At 72.4% G+C, this 16,297-nt stretch carries 16 protein-coding genes; 2 read left to right on the top strand and 14 right to left on the bottom strand.

The window, feature by feature from the left end; genetic code table 11:
* The 13 genes from ACFVZW_RS33545 to ACFVZW_RS33485 all read right to left on the bottom strand — a co-directional run.
* On the bottom strand, positions 1-420 hold a 420-nt coding region (locus tag ACFVZW_RS33545; RefSeq protein ID WP_384529517.1), incomplete at its 3' end, for an STAS domain-containing protein.
* Positions 421-520: 100 nt separating this feature from the next.
* Complete coding sequence (locus ACFVZW_RS33540) at positions 521-2,116, bottom strand: molybdopterin-dependent oxidoreductase (RefSeq protein ID WP_384529514.1); 1,596 nt, start codon at positions 2,114-2,116, stop codon at positions 521-523.
* Between the two features lie 195 nt (positions 2,117-2,311).
* Positions 2,312-3,895, bottom strand: a complete 1,584-nt coding sequence (locus ACFVZW_RS33535; protein WP_384529511.1) for an SDR family oxidoreductase — start codon at positions 3,893-3,895, stop codon at positions 2,312-2,314.
* A 19-nt stretch (positions 3,896-3,914) separates the two neighbouring features.
* The gene (locus tag ACFVZW_RS33530) at positions 3,915-4,829 is read right to left on the bottom strand and encodes an amino acid ABC transporter permease (protein WP_384529508.1); all 915 of its coding nucleotides are present in this window, start codon (positions 4,827-4,829) and stop codon (positions 3,915-3,917) included.
* Complete coding sequence (locus tag ACFVZW_RS33525; RefSeq protein ID WP_384529505.1) at positions 4,826-5,491, bottom strand: amino acid ABC transporter permease; 666 nt, start codon at positions 5,489-5,491, stop codon at positions 4,826-4,828. The genes ACFVZW_RS33530 and ACFVZW_RS33525 overlap by 4 nt, the downstream gene beginning before the upstream one ends.
* Positions 5,492-5,501: 10 nt before the next feature.
* The gene (locus tag ACFVZW_RS33520; protein WP_384529504.1) at positions 5,502-6,347 is read right to left on the bottom strand and encodes a glutamate ABC transporter substrate-binding protein; all 846 of its coding nucleotides are present in this window, start codon (positions 6,345-6,347) and stop codon (positions 5,502-5,504) included.
* A gap of 44 nt (positions 6,348-6,391) precedes the next feature.
* Positions 6,392-7,174, bottom strand: coding sequence for an amino acid ABC transporter ATP-binding protein (locus ACFVZW_RS33515; RefSeq protein WP_384529501.1), 783 nt, complete (start codon positions 7,172-7,174; stop codon positions 6,392-6,394).
* A gap of 84 nt (positions 7,175-7,258) precedes the next feature.
* Positions 7,259-8,410 (bottom strand): 3-oxoadipate enol-lactonase, encoded by a 1,152-nt coding sequence (gene pcaD / locus ACFVZW_RS33510; protein WP_384529498.1) that lies wholly within the window; start codon positions 8,408-8,410, stop codon positions 7,259-7,261.
* A complete protein-coding gene (gene pcaB, locus ACFVZW_RS33505) occupies positions 8,407-9,762 on the bottom strand; it encodes a 3-carboxy-cis,cis-muconate cycloisomerase (protein ID WP_384529495.1) in 1,356 nt (451 codons plus the stop codon). Before pcaB ends, pcaD begins: the two co-directional genes overlap by 4 nt.
* Positions 9,759-10,325: a protocatechuate 3,4-dioxygenase subunit alpha gene (gene pcaG / locus ACFVZW_RS33500; RefSeq protein WP_384529492.1), complete on the bottom strand. Its 567-nt coding sequence runs from the start codon at positions 10,323-10,325 to the stop codon at positions 9,759-9,761. The genes pcaB and pcaG overlap by 4 nt, the downstream gene beginning before the upstream one ends.
* A gap of 6 nt (positions 10,326-10,331) precedes the next feature.
* Positions 10,332-11,102, bottom strand: coding sequence for a protocatechuate 3,4-dioxygenase subunit beta (gene pcaH / locus ACFVZW_RS33495; RefSeq protein ID WP_384529489.1), 771 nt, complete (start codon positions 11,100-11,102; stop codon positions 10,332-10,334).
* Positions 11,103-11,116: 14 nt separating this feature from the next.
* Complete coding sequence (locus ACFVZW_RS33490; RefSeq protein WP_384529487.1) at positions 11,117-11,773, bottom strand: CoA transferase subunit B; 657 nt, start codon at positions 11,771-11,773, stop codon at positions 11,117-11,119.
* Positions 11,770-12,522: a CoA transferase subunit A gene (locus ACFVZW_RS33485; protein WP_384529484.1), complete on the bottom strand. Its 753-nt coding sequence runs from the start codon at positions 12,520-12,522 to the stop codon at positions 11,770-11,772. The genes ACFVZW_RS33490 and ACFVZW_RS33485 overlap by 4 nt, the downstream gene beginning before the upstream one ends.
* Positions 12,523-12,686: 164 nt before the next feature.
* On the opposite strand from ACFVZW_RS33485, the gene ACFVZW_RS33480 reads away from it, so the two are divergent.
* Positions 12,687-13,148, top strand: coding sequence for a MarR family winged helix-turn-helix transcriptional regulator (locus ACFVZW_RS33480; RefSeq protein ID WP_384529531.1), 462 nt, complete (start codon positions 12,687-12,689; stop codon positions 13,146-13,148).
* A gap of 15 nt (positions 13,149-13,163) precedes the next feature.
* On the opposite strand, the gene ACFVZW_RS33475 is transcribed toward ACFVZW_RS33480, so the two are convergent.
* Positions 13,164-14,930, bottom strand: a complete 1,767-nt coding sequence (locus tag ACFVZW_RS33475) for an IclR family transcriptional regulator C-terminal domain-containing protein (protein ID WP_384529481.1) — start codon at positions 14,928-14,930, stop codon at positions 13,164-13,166.
* Positions 14,931-15,085: 155 nt separating this feature from the next.
* On the opposite strand from ACFVZW_RS33475, the gene ACFVZW_RS33470 reads away from it, so the two are divergent.
* Complete coding sequence (locus ACFVZW_RS33470; RefSeq protein WP_384529478.1) at positions 15,086-16,264, top strand: 4-hydroxybenzoate 3-monooxygenase; 1,179 nt, start codon at positions 15,086-15,088, stop codon at positions 16,262-16,264.
* The last annotated feature ends 33 nt before the right edge of the window (positions 16,265-16,297 follow it).

Below are 16,297 nucleotides of genomic sequence, written 5' to 3'. Positions count from 1 at the left end.
CGCCCCCGCCCCCCACCCCGCCCCGCCCCCCCGCCCGCGCGGCGGGGGGGACCACAGGGTGCCCGCGGCGACCCGCAGCAGTCTGAGGACGACGGCCGGGGGCGCGTCGATGCGGTAGCGGCGGCCCAGCCTGGACCACTGGTCCAGGACGGCGAGGAGGCCGGAGTCGCAGAAGGTGACCCGCGAGGCGTCCAGGATCAGGTCGGTGCAGCCGTCCGCGGCGGCGGAGGCGAGTATCGCCCGCAGCGGTGCGGCGCTGTAGTGGTCGAGCTCTCCGGTCAGCCGGACCAGCAGGGTCGCGGGGCCGACGTGGGTGCAGGAGTGGACGACTATGCCGCCGGGCGCGGTGTCCGCACCCTGGTCGAGCCTGGGGGGCCGGTGCGTCTCGGTCAGTATCGGTGCGGTGCTCGCGGTACTCACGTACCCATCAACGGCCCTTCGGCCCGCCCGGGCGTACGCGGCACGCCGCCCGGTCACCCCACCGGGCAGCAGTGATCCACTTCCGGGGGACACGGCAGGGTCATTCGACGGCCTCGACCGTGACCGCGATGGTGTGCCACCCGCTCGCCCCGTCGGGCATCGGGTCGGTGCGGCGCTCGGTCTGGGTGTCGCCGGCGCCGTCGGTGGCCCGGACGGTGAGGTCGTGGCGGCCGGGGGTGGCCTGCCACGGGTACACCCACTGGCGCCAGGTGTCGCGGCTGTCCTCGGTGGCGAGCCGCGCGTCCCGCCAGGGGCCGTCGTCGACGCGCACCTGGACGCGCGCGATGCCCCGGTGCTGGGCCCAGGCCACCCCGGCGATCATCACCGTGCCCTCGTCGAGGCGGGCGAGGGAGCGGGGGGTGTCGATCCTCGACTGGGTCTTGACCGGCGCCTCGGCCGCCCAGCCTCCGCGCACCCAGTAGGCGTCGTAGGCGTCGAAGGTGGTGAGCTCGATGTCCACGATCCACTTGCAGGCGGAGACGTAGCCGTACAGGCCCGGTACGAGCATCCGCACGGGGAAGCCGTGCTCGAAGGGCAGGGGCTCGCCGTTCATCCCGAAGGCGAGGAGCGCGTCGCGGCCGTCCATCACGTCCTCGACCGGGGTCCCGATCGTCATGCCGTCGGCGGAGCGGGCGACGATCTGGTCGGCGGGGCCGCCCCCGGACGGCGGTCGTACGCCCGCCTCACGGAGCAGGTCGGCGAGCCGGACACCGAGCCAGCGGGCGTTTCCGACGAGAGGCCCGCCGACCTCGTTGGAGACGCAGGCGAGGGTGATGTCGCGCTCGATCACGGTGCGGCGGAGGAGGTCCTGCAGGGTGAGGGTGCGATCCCCGTCGACGCCCAGGCCGGCGATCCGGAGCCGCCAGCCGTCGGCGTCCACCTTGGGGACGACGAGCGCGGTGTCGATCCGGTAGAAGTCCTTGTTCGGGGTGATGAAGGGTCCGATGCCGGGGACGTCGAGTTGCGCCCCGCGCGGGACGGCCGGTGCGGCGGAGGCCGGCCGGGGCAGCCGGAACGCGGTACGGGAAGCCACGGCGTCCTCGTGACGGGCGCCGCCGAGCGCCCGGCCGAGCGCCGCCGCGCCCGTCGCCGCGACGACCGTGGCGGCCGCGGTCAGGAGGAACCTCCGGCGGCTCGCGCGGGCGGCCCGTTCCGGTGCGGCCGAGGGCCGTTGGGCGAGCAGGCGGCCGATCAGGACGTAGAGCAGGGCCGCGCCGGCCACCGCGCCGATGAGCGAGGGGAGCATGTCGGCCGCGGAGTCGGAGTCAGGGCGGCCCGCCGCGGCGAGGGCGCCGACGACACCGAAGGAGAGCACGCCCGCGACGCCTGCCGGCCGGTTCCGCAGCGCCAGCAGGCCGATGGCGGCGGCCAGGAGCGCGAGGATCGTGAGGATGCCCGTCAGGAGGACGGCCTTGTCGCTGGTGCCGAAGGTCCGGATCGCCCATTCCTTGACCGGAGCCGGGGTGAGGTCGATGACCGCTCCGCCGACGGCCGTGACGGGGCCCGCTTCGGGTCGGACCCAGGCGGCGACGACTTCGGCGACGGCGAGGGAGACGTACCCGGCGACGAGCCCGCCGAGCGCGCCGAGGAGGCGGTCGGTGCGGGTGGGCTCGCGCGTGGGCTCTGAGAGGGTCATGCTCCTCATTCGGCATCGAGGCGCCGCGGGATGGGGTGTTTCACCTGGACGGCGGACGGCCCCGGGAGAGTGTCCCACTCCGGATCCGCGCGCGCGGGGCTCGTCGCCGGGCACGGGGGGCGGCCTGCCGCGCCGCCCTTGGGTGCTCCTCGCGCAGCCTCGGGACTCCGAACCGCCGGACTCCCGCTCACATGTTCACCGGTCGCGAGCGGGCGCGGGGCCGGGTGGTGTACCACCGTGGGACGCGGGCGCGGGGCCGTCGGCGGGGCGACCCGTCTCCTCGCTCGCCTCCGCCTTCAGGGCGATGTTGCGGGCCATGCCGCCGAACACCACGGCGTGGAACGGCGAGACGCCCCACCAGTAGGCATGACCGGCCAGACCGCGCGGGTGGAACAGCGCCCGCTGGTGGTACCGGGTCCGCCCGTCCTCGTCGTGTTCGGCGGACATCTCCAGCCAGGCGAGTCCGGGAAGCCGCATCTCCGCGCGCAGCCGCAGCAGGCGGCCGCGCTCGATCTCCTCGACGCGCCAGAAGTCCAGCGAGTCGCCGACCCTCAGTCGCGTCGCGTCGCGCCGGCCCCGTCGCAGTCCGACGCCTCCGATGAGGCGGTCGAACCAGCCGCGGACGGCCCAGGCGAGGGGGAAGGAGTACCAGCCGTTCTCCCCGCCGATTCCCTCGACGACCCGCCACAGCGCCCGCGGCGACGCGTCGACGGTCAGTTCCCGCACGTCCGTGTAGAGGCTGCCGCCCGCCCAGTCGGGGTCGGTGGGCAGCGGGTCGCTCGGTGCCCCGGGCACGGAGGCGGAGGACCACCGGGTGGTGACCTGGGCGTCGCGGACGCGCTGGAGGGCGAGGTCCAGCGCCGTGTCGAAGGAGAGGGGGGTGCCGGTCGGTTCCGGCACCCACGCGGCGATGTCGTGCTCGTCGCAGACGACCTCGTACTTGAGCGACTCCGCGAGCGGGCGGGCGATGGACCGGGGCACCGGGGTGACGAGACCGATCCACAGACTGGAAAGGCGGGGCGTCAGGACCGGCACGGGGAGGATGAGCCGCCGGGGCAGCCCGGCGACGGCGGCGTAGCGGCGCATCATGCCGAGATACGTGAGGATGTCGGGGCCGCCGATGTCGAAGGTGCGGCTGACCTCCGCCGGCATCCGCGCGCTGCCGACGAGACAGCGCAGCACGTCCCGGACGGCGACGGGCTGGATACGGGTGCGCACCCAGCTCGGGGTGACCATCACGGGCAGGCGTTCGGTGAGATAGCGGAGCATCTCGAAGGAGGCCGAGCCGGAACCGATGATGACGGCGGCGCGGAGCACCGTGGTGGGGACCCCGGATTCCAGGAGGATGCGCCCGACCTCCGCGCGGGAGCGCAGATGGGGCGAGAGGTCGCGTTCGGGAACACCGCGCGGGGTGAGTCCGCCGAGGTAGACGATGCGGCGGACACCGGCGGCGCGGGCCTGCTCGGCGAAGGTGCGGGCGGCGATGCGGTCGGTGCGTTCGAAGTCGCGTCCGCCGCTCAGGGCGTGCACCAGGTAGTAGGCGACGTCGATGTCCTGGAGGGCCGGCGCCAGGGTCCCTGCGTCGGTGACGTCACCGCGGACGACCTCCACCTCTCCGGCCCAGGGGTGGTCGCGCAGCTTGGCGGGGGTCCGCGCCAGGCACCGCACCCGGTGCCCGGCGGCCAGGAGTTCGGGGACGAGGCGGCCGCCGATGTAGCCACTGGCGCCGGTGACGAGGCAGCGAAGCCCCGGGGGCTCGTGCCCTTGCGCGTCTGTCATGAGTGCTCCGATCCGCCGTTCACTTGGTGCCGTCGGCCGGGCCCATGTGCTCGCCCGGGGTCGCGAGCTCCTCGACGGCGTCGGCGCCGACGACCGCGCCCGTCGACTTCTTGGCACGCCTCAGCCTGCGTTCCAGCCAGCCGGCGAAGGTGGTGAGGGCGAAGTTCAGGATGACGAAGATGACGGCGACGACGGTGAAGCTGGCGATGGTGTTCGCTCCATAGTTCGCGCTCATCGGGCGTACGGATGCGAGGAGCTCGGAGAAGCCGAGCATCGCACCGCCGAGTGCCGTGTCCTTGACGATGACGACGAGCTGGCTGACGAGCGCCGGGAGCATCGCGGTGACCGATTGGGGCAGCAGGATGTTCGTCATGGTCTGGCCCTTGCGCATCCCGATGGCCTTGGCGGCGTCGGTCTGGCCGCGGGGCAGGGAGAGGATGCCGGCCCGTACGACCTCGGCGAGGACGGAGGCGTTGTAGAGGACGAGGCCGGTGACGACCGCGTAGAGGGGGCGGTTCTCCGGGCTGATGTCGGTGAACTCGGAGTAGGCGGCGTTGGCGAAGAGCATCAGGATCAGCACGGGGATGGCGCGGAAGAACTCCACGATCGTGCCGGCGGCGCCGCGGATCCAGACGTGGTCGGAGAGGCGCCCGATACCGAGGAGGGCGCCCACCGGCAGGGCGATGACCACGGAGAGCGCGGCGGCGATGAGGGTGTTCTTCAGGGCGGGCAGGAGGAACGTCGTCCAGGTGCGGGAGTCCGTGAAGAACGGGGACCATTTGGCCCATTCGAGCTGGCCCTGATCGGCGAGGGTCGCCAGGACCCACCAGATCAGGCCGGCGACGGCGAGCAGGAACAGCAGGGTGTAGAGGAGGTTGCGCCGCTTCGCGCGCGGGCCGGGGACGTCGTAGAGGGCGGTGGGCTTCTCCTTCATCGCTTCACCGCCACCTTCTTGCTCACCCAGCCGAGGAAGAGCCCCATGGGGAGCGTGAGGCAGATGAAGCCGACCGCGAAGATCAGCGAGATGAGGATGAGCTGGGCCTCGTTCTCGATCATCTCGCGCATCAGCAGGGCGGCTTCGGCGACGCCGATGGCGGCGGCCACGGTGGTGTTCTTGGTGAGAGCGATCAGGACGTTGGCCAGCGGTCCGACGACCGAACGGAACGCCTGCGGCAACACGATCAGGCGCAGCACCTGGGAGAAGTTGAGTCCGATGGCGCGGGCGGCCTCGACCTGGCCGAGGGGAACCGTGTTGATGCCGGAGCGCAGCGCCTCACAGACGAAGGCGGAGGTGTAGGCGATCAGTCCGAGGACGGCGAGCCGGAAGTTGATGGTGGTGAAGTCCTCGGCGCCCATGTTGACGCCGAGGGTCTGGAACAGGCCGAGCGAGGTGAAGACGATGATCACCGTGAGGGGGATGTTCCGGACGATGTTGACGTAGACGGTGCCGAAGCCCCGCATCAGGGGGACGGGACTGACGCGCATGGCGGCCAGCAGCGTCCCCCAGATCAGGGAGCCGATCGCGGAGTAGACGGTGAGCTGCACCGTCACCCAGAACGCTCCCAGCAGGTCGTAGCCTTCGAGGAAGTCGAACACGGCGGCCCACTTACTTGACGATGACGCCGATCTCCGGCGCGGGCTCGTTCTGGTACTCGGCGGGACCGAAGTTCTTCTTCACGGCCGCGTCCCAGGAACCGTCGGCGACCATCTTCTCCAGGGCGTCGTTGATCTGCTGCTTCAGTTCACTGCCCTCCTGGACACCGATTCCGTAGTTCTCGTTGCTCATCTCGAAGCCGCCGAGCTTGAACTTGCCTTCGAACTCGGGCTGCGAGGCGTAACCGGCGAGAATCGCGTCGTCGGTGGTCACCGCGTCGATCACACCGTTCTCCAGGCCGGTGAGGCACTCGGAGTAGCCGCCGTACTCCTGGAGCTGTGCGTCGGGGGCGATCTTGTCCTTGACGTTCTGGGCGGACGTGGAGCCGGTGACCGAGCAGAGCTTCTTGTTGTTCAGGTCCTCGGGTTTGGTGATGGAGTTGTCGTCCGCGCGGATCAGCACGTCCTGGTGGGCCAGGAGGTACGGACCGGCGAAGTCGACCTTCTCCTCCCGCTTGTCGTTGATCGAGTAGGAGGCCGCGATGAAGTCGACATCGCCGCGCTGGAGCATCGTCTCCCGGTCGGCGCTCTTGGCCTCCTTCCACTCGATGTCACCGGGATCCCGGCCGAGCTGCTTGGCGATGTACGTGGCCACGTCGACGTCGAAGCCGGTGTAGGTGCCGTCGGGGGTCTTGAGCCCGACGCCGGGCTGGTCGTACTTGATACCGACCGTGATCTTGTCGCCGTCGGAGGCCGAGCTGCCGCCTCCGCTGTCGTCGCCGCAGGCGGCCACGGAGAAGGAGAGGGCGAGCGCGGCGGCCGCGGCCACCCCGGCCTTGGTGAGCTTGCGAGCGTTCATGTGATCACCCCTGGGGGCTGCTGTGCGCGCGTGGCGGCCACTGCTCAGTGGTGCAGGATCTTCGACAGGAAGTCCTTGGCACGGTCGCTGCGCGGGTTGCTGAAGAACTCGTCGGGTGTGGTCTCCTCCACGATCCTGCCGTCCGCCATGAACACCACGCGGTTGGCGGCGGAGCGCGCGAAGCCCATCTCGTGGGTGACGACGACCATGGTCATCCCGTCACGGGCGAGTTGCTGCATGACCTCGAGGACTTCGTTGATCATCTCGGGGTCGAGCGCGGACGTCGGCTCGTCGAAGAGCATCACCTTCGGTTCCATGGCCAGCGCCCGGGCGATCGCGACGCGCTGCTGCTGACCGCCGGAGAGCTGGGCGGGGTACTTGTCGGCCTGGTTCGCGACCCCGACGCGGTCGAGCAGCTCACGGGCCCGCTTCTCGGCGGCCTTCTTGTCCTTCTTACGGACCTTGATCTGGCCGAGGGTGACGTTCTCGAGCACGGTCTTGTGCGCGAAGAGGTTGAAGGACTGGAAGACCATGCCGACGTCGGCGCGGAGCGCGGCGAGCTCGCGGCCCTCGGCGGGCAGCGGCTTGCCGTCGATGACGATCTCGCCGGAGTCGATGGTCTCCAGTCGGTTGATGGCCCGGCAGAGGGTCGACTTCCCACCGCCGGACGGTCCGATGACCACGACGACCTCGCCTCGGCCGACGGTCATGTCGATGGACTGGAGCACGTGGAGAGCACCGAAGTGCTTGTTGACGTTCTTCAGTACGACGAGCTCGTCGGGCATGGCAGCCTCCTGGTCCGCCGCCCCCACCCTCCTCACGTTCATGCTCCGCCCTCGGCCGATGTACTGCACGCCGGAGCCCCGCGGAGAGCATTTGATGGAAATGGTTGTCATGAAGCCGGGGTCCTGTCACTCCCCCGGCGCGTCCTCCTCCGCCAGGACGCGCTGGGCCACGGCGAAGGCCGCGTTGGCGGCCGGGACACCGCAGTAGACCGCGGCCTGGAGCAGTACGGCTCCGATCTCGTCGGGCCGCAGACCGTTGCGCCGGGCCGCACGGACATGCATGGCCAGCTCGTCCAGGTGGCCGTGGGCGACGAGCGCCGTGAGGGTGACCAGGCTCCGCTCGCGCCGCGACAGGGTGGGGTCGGTCCAGATCTCGCCCCAGGCGTAGCGGGAGATGAAGTCCTGGAACCGGGCCGTGAACTCCGTCTGCCGCGCCTGGGCGCCGTCCACGTGCGCGTCCCCCAGCACCTGGCGGCGGACCTCCATGCCCCGCCGCGCGCCGCCGTCCGTGAGGTGCCCGCGCAGCGCGGCGAGGACGGCGCCGGGCTGTTCGGCGGGTGCCAGATGGGAGGCGCCGGGGATCTCGGTGAGCGTGGCGCCCGGCACCGCGTCGGCGATCTCCCGCAGATGTGCCGGTGGGGTCGCCGGGTCCTCGCGACCGGCGACGAGGAGCGTGGGCGCGCCGATCGACGGCAGCCGGTCGCGGAGGTCGAAGGCGGCGAGCGCGTCGCAGCAGGCGGCGTACGCGTCCGGGTCGGCCTTGCGGTGGTCGTCGACCAGGGCGGGCACGGTGAAGCCAGGCGTGAACCAGCGGGCGTCGGCGGTCTCGGCGAGTGCGGCCAGACCCTCGCGCCGGACGGTCGCGGCGCGTTCCTCCCACATCGCGGAGCCGCCGAAGTGGGCGGAGGAGCAGAGCACCGCGAGGCGGTCCACCCGCTCGGGGTGGTGCACGGCGAGATGCAGTCCGACGGCTCCGCCGAGCGAGACGCCCGCGTACGAGAAACGCTCGGCTCCGAGCGCGTCGGCGAGGGTGAGGACGAGTCCTGCCAGGTCGGCGACGGTCGCTCCGGGGCCGATGAGCGAGGCCGGGGAGCCGCCGTGGCCGGGGAGGTCCCAGCGGACGACGCGGTGGGTCACCGACAGTTCGGGGGCGACCGCGTCCCACAGGGCGGTGGAGGTGCCCAGGGAGGGGCCGAGGATGAGGACCGGTGCGGTGGACGGCCCCTCGACGCGGTGGTGCGGTCCTCCGTGGGGCGGCTGAGGGGTGACGGGGGTCAAGGTCGCTCCAGTGCGCGGTCGGTCAGGGCGCCGGCGGAGCCCGTCGAGCGAGTGGGGTCGGTGAGCTCGTCGAGGTCGAGGTCCTTCGACTGAGGCACGTCGCCGAGGAGGTCCCCGAGCGGGCGCCCCTCGGCGCGGCTCCGCAGGGCGAGTTCGGTGAGGAGTTCCTTCGCGCGAGCCCGGCCGAGGACCGGGGCGAGGGCGGCGGACAGCCGCTCGGAGAGGATCAACCCTCCGGTGAGGTCCAGGTGTTCGCGCATGACGTCCGCGTGGACGCGAAGGCCCGTGGTCAGTTCCGCGGTGTCGCGTGCCGCCCCGCCGACGAGGCGGAGCAGGTCGCGCAGCGGCTCCCACTCGGCGTGCCAGGCGCCGGCCGGGCGCTCGTCCTCGGCCGCCATCGAGGCGTAGAGGACGGCCGCGAGGTGCGGGGCGCGGCGCGCGGCCGAGGCGATGAGCGTGGCCCGTACGGGGTTCGCCTTGTGCGGCATGGCGGAGGAGCCGCCACCCGCGGCCTCCGCCACCTCCGCGATCTCGGTGCGGGAGAGGGTGAGGACGTCGACGGCGGTCTTGCCGAGCGCCCCCGCGGTGAAGGCGAGAGCGCCCGCGAGGTCGGCGATCGGGGTGCGCAGGGTGTGCCAGGGCAGGGCGGGCACGGCGAGGCCGGTCTCGTGGGCGTAGGCCGTGACGAGCCGTTCGGTCTCGCCGTCCGCCTCGTTCGCGTAGGCCGCGAAGGCCGCCAAGGTTCCGGCGGCTCCGCCGAGTTGGACCGGCAGGGAGTCCCGTACGACGAGGAGGCGGTCCCGGGCGTCGAGGATCAGCGAGCGCCAGCCGGCCGCCTTGAGGCCGAAGGTGGTGGGCACGGCATGCTGGGTGAGGGTCCGGCCGGGCATGGCCGTGTCCCGGTGGGCGGCGGCCAGGGCTCCCAGCGCCCGTTCCGCGCGGCCGAGGTCGTCGAGGACCAGGTCCAGGGTTCGGCGCGCGACCAGCATCGCCGCGGTGTCCAGGATGTCCTGGCTGGTCGCGCCCCGGTGGACGTACGCCCGCCACTCCCCCGGCACGGCGGCGGTGAGGTCGGCGACCAGCGGGATGACGGGGTTGCCGCCGGCTCGGGCGCGCAGGGCGAGGTCGCGTACGTCGAAGCGGGCGGTGTCGGCGGCGGCCGTGACCGCGTCGGCGGCCTCGTCCGGCGTCTGCCCGACGGCCGCCTGGGCCCGGGCGAGGGCGGCCTCCGCGCCGAGCATCGCCCGCAGGAACGCCGTGTCGCCGGTCGCGGCCTCGGCCGGGGAGCCCGCCCGGCCGGGGGACAGCAGACCGGTGTCGAGGGGTTCCGCGTCGTACGGATCGGGTGTCACGTGAACTCCAGGAAGACCGTCTCGCCCTCGCCCTGAAGGCGGATGTCGAAGCGGTACGTGCGGGGTGCGCCGTTCTCGTCGGGCCGGGCCACCAGCGTCGCCCGGCGCGGGGCCGGCAGCGAGTCGAGCAGCGGATCGGCTCCGTCCCGCAGATAGGCCCGGGTGAAGAGGTGGTGCAGGAGTCCGCGGGCGAAGACGCAGACGCCGATGTACGGCAGCCCCGCGTTGCCGGGCGGCAGGGTGTGGAGGGCGTAGTGGCCGTCGGCGTCCGTGGCGACGCGGCCGAAGCCGGTGAAGTCGGTCCCGTTGCGGCCGAGGTGTCCGCCGGTCACGGGGTCGCGGCGCAGCGAGCCGGGCGCGCCGGCGAGCGAGCCGTCGGGGGCCGCCTGCCAGAACTCCAGGAGCGCGTCGGGGACGGGGGCGCCCGCACCGTCGTACACGTGTCCGTGCAGGACGATCCGGTCCGGATGGCCGTGCGGCGCTATCCGCTCCCCTTCGGGGAAGGGCAGGGCGTAGCCGTAGAACGGGCCGATGGTGTGGGACGGGGTCGGGAGGAGCGTCATCGCCGGTCAGCGCCCTTCTTCGAGCCAGCTGGCGGAGGGACCGTCGAGGACGATGTCCCAGGCGTAGCCGAGCGAGAACTCGGGCCGCGACAGCGCGTGGTCGTAGGTGGCGACGAGCCGCTCGCGGGCGGCCGGGTCGGTGACCGAGCGCAGGATCGGGTCGTGGGCGAAGAGCGGGTCGCCGGGGAAGTACATCTGGGTGACGAGCCGCTGGGTGAACGCCGTGCCGAACACCGAGAAGTGGATGTGGGCGGGGCGCCACGCGTTGGTGTGGTTGCGCCAGGGATAGGCGCCCGGCTTGACGGTGGTGAAGGTGTAGCGGCCCTCGTCGTCGGTGAGGGTGCGGCCGACGCCGGTGAAGTTCGGGTCGAGCGGGGCCGGGTGCTGGTCGCGCAGATGGGCGTAGCGGCCGGAGGCGTTGGCCTGCCACAGCTCGATGAGCTGACCGCGTACGGGCCGCCCGGTCCGGTCGAGGAGGCGCCCGGAGACGGTGATGCGCTCACCGAGGGGATCGCCCGAGTGCTGCCGGGTGAGGTCGTTGTCGATCTCGGTGATGTCGGTCGGCCCGAAGACGGGGCCGGAGAGTTCCACCGTCTCGGGGTCGCCGCCGTTGACGGCCACGAGCGGCCGGCGGGGATGGCGGAGGAGGGAGCTGCGGTAGGGGGCGTAGTCGCGGGCCGGATGGCTGCGGGGCGCGGCGCCGGCGGCCAGCTCCTTGTCGTACGCGTTCTGGAGTTCGTCGATCTCGGTGTCGATGTCCGACTGGGTGAGGTCCATGCGGGTTCCCGGGGTCAGTGGCGGCGGGCGGGGGTGTCGACGGCGCGGTGGACCTCGGCGGCCGTCCTGGCGAGGACGTCGGCGGGGTCGACGCCGGGTGCGGTCTCGACGAGGACCAGTCCGTCGTCGGTGACGTCGAGGACGCCGAGGTCGGTGACGATCCGGTCGACGCAGGCCCGGCCGGTCAGTGGGAGGGTGCACTCCTCGACGATCTTCGGGGTGCCGTCCTTGGCGGTGTGGGTCATCACGACGATGACGGTCCGGGCGCCGTGCACGAGGTCCATCGCCCCGCCGATTCCGGTGATGATCTTGCCCGGCACGGCCCAGTTGGCGAGGTCGCCGCACGCCGAGACCTGCATGGCGCCGAGGACGGCGACGTCGATGTGGCCGCCCCGGATCATCCCGAAGGAGAGTGCGGAGTCGAAGTACGAGGCCCCGGGCAGGACCGTGACGGTCTCCTTGCCGGCGTTGATGAGATCGGGGTCGACCTCGTCCTCGGCGGGGAAGGGCCCGGTGCCGAGGATGCCGTTCTCCGACTCGAGGACCACCTCCACACCCTCGGGGAGGTGGTTGGGGATCAGGGTCGGCAGGCCGATGCCCAGGTTGACGTACTGACCGTCCTTCAGCTCGCGGGCGGCCCGGGCGGCCATCTGCTCTCGGGTCCAGCTCATCGCGTGGTCCTCTTCTCTATGCCCTTCTCCCGGGCCTGTTCGGAGGTCAGGGCCACCACCCGCTGGACGAAGACGCCGGGCAGATGGACCTCGTCGGGATCGATACCGCCCGGTTCGACCAGCTCCTCGACCTCGGCGATCGTCACCTTCCCGGCCATCGCGGCGAGCGGGTTGAAGTTCCGGGCCGACTTGTTGAAGACCAGGTTCCCGTGCCGGTCGCCGCGGGCCGCGCGGACGAGCGCGAAGTCCGTGCGGATGCCGTGCTCCAGCACGTGCTCGACGCCGTCGAACGCGCGCACCTCCTTGGGCGGCGAGGCCAGCGCGACCCCGCCGGCACCGTCGTAGCGCCAGGGCAGGCCGCCCTCGGCGACCTGGGTGCCGACACCGGCGGGGGTGTAGAAGGCGGGGATGCCGCAGCCGCCGGCCCTCAGCCGCTCCGCGAGCGTGCCCTGCGGGATGAGTTCGACCTCCAGCTCGCCGGCGAGGTACTGCCGCGCGAACTCCTTGTTCGACCCGATGTACGAACCCGTCACCCGGGCGATCCGCCCCGCGGACAGCAGCACGGCGAGACCGGAGTCCATCGCGCCGCAGTTGTTCGACACGACGCGCAGGCCGCCGACACCTCGCCTGTACACCGCGTCGATCAGCACGTTCGGCACTCCGCTGAGACCGAAGCCGCCCACGGCGAGCGACGCTCCGTCCCCGATGTCGGCCACCGCCTCCGCGGCGGCGGCCACCACCTTGTCCATACGAGAAGCCTCCGACTCCATCACCCATTAGTCAGTGCACTGAGCATTCGGTTTCAACGCCGTCATGCTGGCAGCGGACCCGACGGCCGTCAATAGCGGTCCGGAGGGCCATGAGGAAGGCGCGTATCGTTCAGTACACCAACGAAATCAACCGGAGGCAGACGATGGCCGCGGTGGATCTGACCACCCATCCCGGGCACCTGGCCCGGCGGCTCCAGCAGGCGCACCACCTGCTCTGGACCACGATGGTCTCGGAGGAGATCACCTCCCCGCAGTTCGGCGTCCTGAACGCCCTGACCGCCGAGCCGGGCCTCGATCAGCGGACCGTGGGCGAGCGCGTGGGCCTCGACCGCTCCACCATCGCCGAGGTCGTCAGCCGGCTCACCCGACGCGGGCTGCTCGACAAGGTGCGCGACCCGGAGGACGGCCGCCGCTTCCTGCTGCGGCTGACCGAGGACGGGGAGCGGACGCACCGCAAGCTCACGGTGCGGACGGCCCGGATGAACCAGGTGTTCCTCGCCCCGCTCTCCGCCGGGGAACAGGCGCAGTTCATGAGCCTGCTCCTGCGGGTGTCGGACGCGGCGGAGCAGCTCCGCACGCCGGCGGAGCCGCCGGCCTCCGCCTGAGACGTGACGCGGGGGTCAGACCTCGGGGACGTGGGCGAAGCGCCCCGCCGTCCGCAGGTCCTCCTCGATCCGGGCGACCGTGGCGCGCAGTTCGGGCAGCACGTCCCCGACGCACTCCTCCACGCTGCGACGGCTGCTGTGCATGGCCACGTTGACGGCCGCCACGACGACGCCCGCGCGATCGCGCACCGGTACCGCGATGGACCGCAGCCCCTGTTCCAGTTCCTCGTCGACGAGGGCGTATCCCTGCTCCCGCACGCGCTCCAGGACCGCGGCGAGCTCCGCGCGGGAGGTGACGGTGTACGGGGTCAGGGCCTCAGGCTCGACGGACTCCAGCCATGCGGCGCGTGCCTCGGGCGGCAGGTCGGCGAGGATCACCCGGCCCAGGGAGGTGGCGTGGGCGGGGAAGCGGGTGCCCACGGTGATGTGCACGCTCATGACACGGCGGGTGGCGACCCGTGCGGTGTAGCGGACGTCGGCACCGGCGAGCACCGCCAGCGAGGCCGAGTCGTGGACGCGCCGCGACAGTTCGGCCAGATGCGGCGCCGCGATCTGCGGGAGCGGCATCCGCGAGAGGTGGGGGAAGCCCAGCCCGAGCACCCGGGGCGTGAGCCGGAACAGCCGCCCTTCGGCGCCGACGTAGCCCAGGTGCTCCAGGGTGATGAGGGCGCGCCGCGCGGTGGCCCTGGCGAGCCCGGTGGCCTCGGCCACGGCGGTCAGGGGCAGTGCGGAGCGGTCCTCGCCGAAGGCGGTGAGGACCGTGAGGCCGCGGGCGAGGGACTCGATGAACCCACGGCCGAGTTCCTGCTTCGAGGCATGGGTCCAGTCGGCGAGACCGGGTCCGGGGGGCGCCTTGGCCGCGCGCTCCGGACGCGGGACGAGACCCGGCGCGCCGGGCGCGGGGTCCTGCGGCGCCGCGCCACCGGGCACGCGCCGGCCCGCCGACCCGTCGGCGTGCTCGCGCAGCAGGACTTCCCATGACGCGACGGCGGCCCGCAGGCGGGGCAGCATGGCCTCGCGCAGCGAGTCGGCGGTGTGGCGACTGGTGTGGCTGACGACGCTCGCCACGCAGACGACGGCGCCCTCCGCGTCCCGGACGGGCAGGGCCAGGGCGACCAGGCCGGGCTCGATGAGCTGGTCGTCCATCGACCAGCCGCGCTCCGCCGCCCGCGCCGCCGAGGCCGCGAACTCCTTCTCGTCCGGCCCGCTTCCGGGCGGTACGGCGGGGAAGCCGGCGCTCCGCGGGTCGGCGGCCCTGCGGGTGCGCCAGCGATCCCACTCCGCCTCGGCCCAGTCCGCGGCGAACAGCGCCCCCGGGGCGGTACGTTCGGCGGGCAACAGGTCGCCGATGCGGAAGCTGAGGGACATGGCGCGCCGACGGGTGGCCTGGTGGACGAAGCGGATGCCGTCGCCGTCGGCGACCGCGAGGGAGACCGATTCGTCGAGCTCGTCGGCGAGCGCGTCGGCGTGGCGGCCGAGCAGGCCGGGCAGTCCGAGCGCGGCCAGATACGCGTTGCCGAGTTCCATCAGGTGGGGGGCGAGAAAGACGTCACGGCCATCGAGGCGTACGTATCCCATGCGCGCGAGCGTGCCGGTCACCCGGTCCACGGTGGAGCGCGCCAGACCGGTGGTGCGCTCCAGCTCGCTGAGGCTGAGCGCCCCGTCGGCGTCGGTGAGCCGGCGCAGTACGGCGAGGCCGCGCATCAGCGGGGCGACGGCTTCCTGCGGGACGTCCGGCTCGTGCGGCGCGTCCGGCGCCGGAGCGGTTTCGGTCGATGGCATGGACTCTCCCTGACGGATCTTGGGGACACCGTAATGAATGACGACGCAGGAGGGCCCGGTGTGTCCACGCCGGGCGTTGACAGTCGACCGCGGCGGGCGCAGACTCGGCCCACTCTTGAGTGAAGTTAAGTTCACTATACGAACACGGAGAGCTCATGCACACCACCGTCGGGATCATCGGCGGCGGCCCCTCCGGGCTGCTGCTCGCCCGTCTGCTGCACAACGCCGGTGTCGACTGCGTGGTCCTGGAATCCCGCGACCGCGCCTATGTCGAGCAGCGTCAGCGCGCCGGAATCCTCGAACAGGCCACCGTCGACGCCCTGCGCGCCGCCGGAGCCGGGGCACGACTCGACGCCGAGGGCCTGGCCCACGAGGGCATCGAGCTGCGTTTCGACGGGCGTTCCCACCGGATCGATCTCCCCTCGCTCGCCGAAGGGCGCCGGGTCTGGGTGTACGCGCAGACGGAGGTGGTCAAGGACCTGATCGCCCTTCAGCTCGCCGAGGGCGGGCCGCTGCTGTTCGGCGCGGAGGTGCGGGCGGTGGAGGGCGTGGAGACGGACCGGCCGTCGATCCGCTACGCCCACGAGGGCCGCGAGCAGACCCTGACGTGCGACTACGTCGTCGGCTGCGACGGCTTCCACGGGGTCGCGCGCACGGCGGTGCCCGAGTCGGAGCGTACGACGTACGAGCGGACGTATCCGTACTCCTGGCTCGGCATCCTCGCCGAAGCCCCGCCCGTGTACGACGAGTTGATCTACGCCCACTCCGAGCGCGGCTTCGCGCTGGCCAGCATGAGGTCGCCGGCCGTGAGCCGGCTCTACCTCCAGGTGCCGAACGGCACCGATCCGGCCGACTGGTCCGACCGGCGCGTCTGGGACGAGCTGGACGCCCGTTTCTCGCTCGGCGAGGAGCCCGGGTGGCGGCTGGAGCGCGGTCCGGTCATACAGAAGTCGGTGCTGCCGATGCGCAGTTCGGTGACCGAACCGATGCGGTACGGGCGGCTGCTGCTCGCCGGGGACGCGGCGCACATCGTCCCGCCGACCGGCGCGAAGGGGCTCAACCTCGCCGCGGCCGACGTGATCGTCCTGGCCCGGGCACTCGCCGATCGGTACGCGACCGGCTCCACGGAGCTGCTCGACGCCTACTCCGACACCTGTCTGCGCCGGGTCTGGCGGGCCGAGCACTTCTCGTACTTCATGACGACGACGCTGCACACCGATCCCGGTCAGCTGCCCTTCGACACCCGGCTCCAGCTCTCCCAGCTGGAGCGGATCGCGACCTCGCCGCACGCCGCGGCCGAACTGGCGCAGAACTACGCCGGGTTGCCCCTCTGATCGCACGGACGTCCGCGAGGGCCGGCCCGCCGG

The organism is Streptomyces sp. NPDC059567 (assembly GCF_042735655.1).
Classification (GTDB): Bacteria; Actinomycetota; Actinomycetes; order Streptomycetales; family Streptomycetaceae; genus Streptomyces.
The sequence above is the reverse complement of the archived record's forward strand: the minus strand, read 5'-3'. Positions and strand labels throughout refer to the sequence as shown.

What these genes read in the sequence shown, in the direction of transcription:
- ACFVZW_RS33470 (WP_384529478.1), top strand. Translation starts at nt 15,086, where the DNA reads ATGCACACCACCGTCGGGATCATCGGCGGCGGCCCCTCCGGGCTGCTG.
- ACFVZW_RS33540 (WP_384529514.1), bottom strand. Translation starts at nt 2,116, where the DNA reads ATGACCCTCTCAGAGCCCACGCGCGAGCCCACCCGCACCGACCGCCTC.
- ACFVZW_RS33485 (WP_384529484.1), bottom strand. Translation starts at nt 12,522, where the DNA reads ATGGACAAGGTGGTGGCCGCCGCCGCGGAGGCGGTGGCCGACATCGGG.
- ACFVZW_RS33475 (WP_384529481.1), bottom strand. Translation starts at nt 14,930, where the DNA reads ATGCCATCGACCGAAACCGCTCCGGCGCCGGACGCGCCGCACGAGCCG.
- ACFVZW_RS33535 (WP_384529511.1), bottom strand. Translation starts at nt 3,895, where the DNA reads ATGACAGACGCGCAAGGGCACGAGCCCCCGGGGCTTCGCTGCCTCGTC.
- ACFVZW_RS33490 (WP_384529487.1), bottom strand. Translation starts at nt 11,773, where the DNA reads ATGAGCTGGACCCGAGAGCAGATGGCCGCCCGGGCCGCCCGCGAGCTG.
- ACFVZW_RS33530 (WP_384529508.1), bottom strand. Translation starts at nt 4,829, where the DNA reads ATGAAGGAGAAGCCCACCGCCCTCTACGACGTCCCCGGCCCGCGCGCG.
- ACFVZW_RS33480 (WP_384529531.1), top strand. Translation starts at nt 12,687, where the DNA reads ATGGCCGCGGTGGATCTGACCACCCATCCCGGGCACCTGGCCCGGCGG.
- ACFVZW_RS33520 (WP_384529504.1), bottom strand. Translation starts at nt 6,347, where the DNA reads ATGAACGCTCGCAAGCTCACCAAGGCCGGGGTGGCCGCGGCCGCCGCG.
- pcaG (WP_384529492.1), bottom strand. Translation starts at nt 10,325, where the DNA reads ATGACGCTCCTCCCGACCCCGTCCCACACCATCGGCCCGTTCTACGGC.
- pcaH (WP_384529489.1), bottom strand. Translation starts at nt 11,102, where the DNA reads ATGGACCTCACCCAGTCGGACATCGACACCGAGATCGACGAACTCCAG.
- ACFVZW_RS33515 (WP_384529501.1), bottom strand. Translation starts at nt 7,174, where the DNA reads ATGAACGTGAGGAGGGTGGGGGCGGCGGACCAGGAGGCTGCCATGCCC.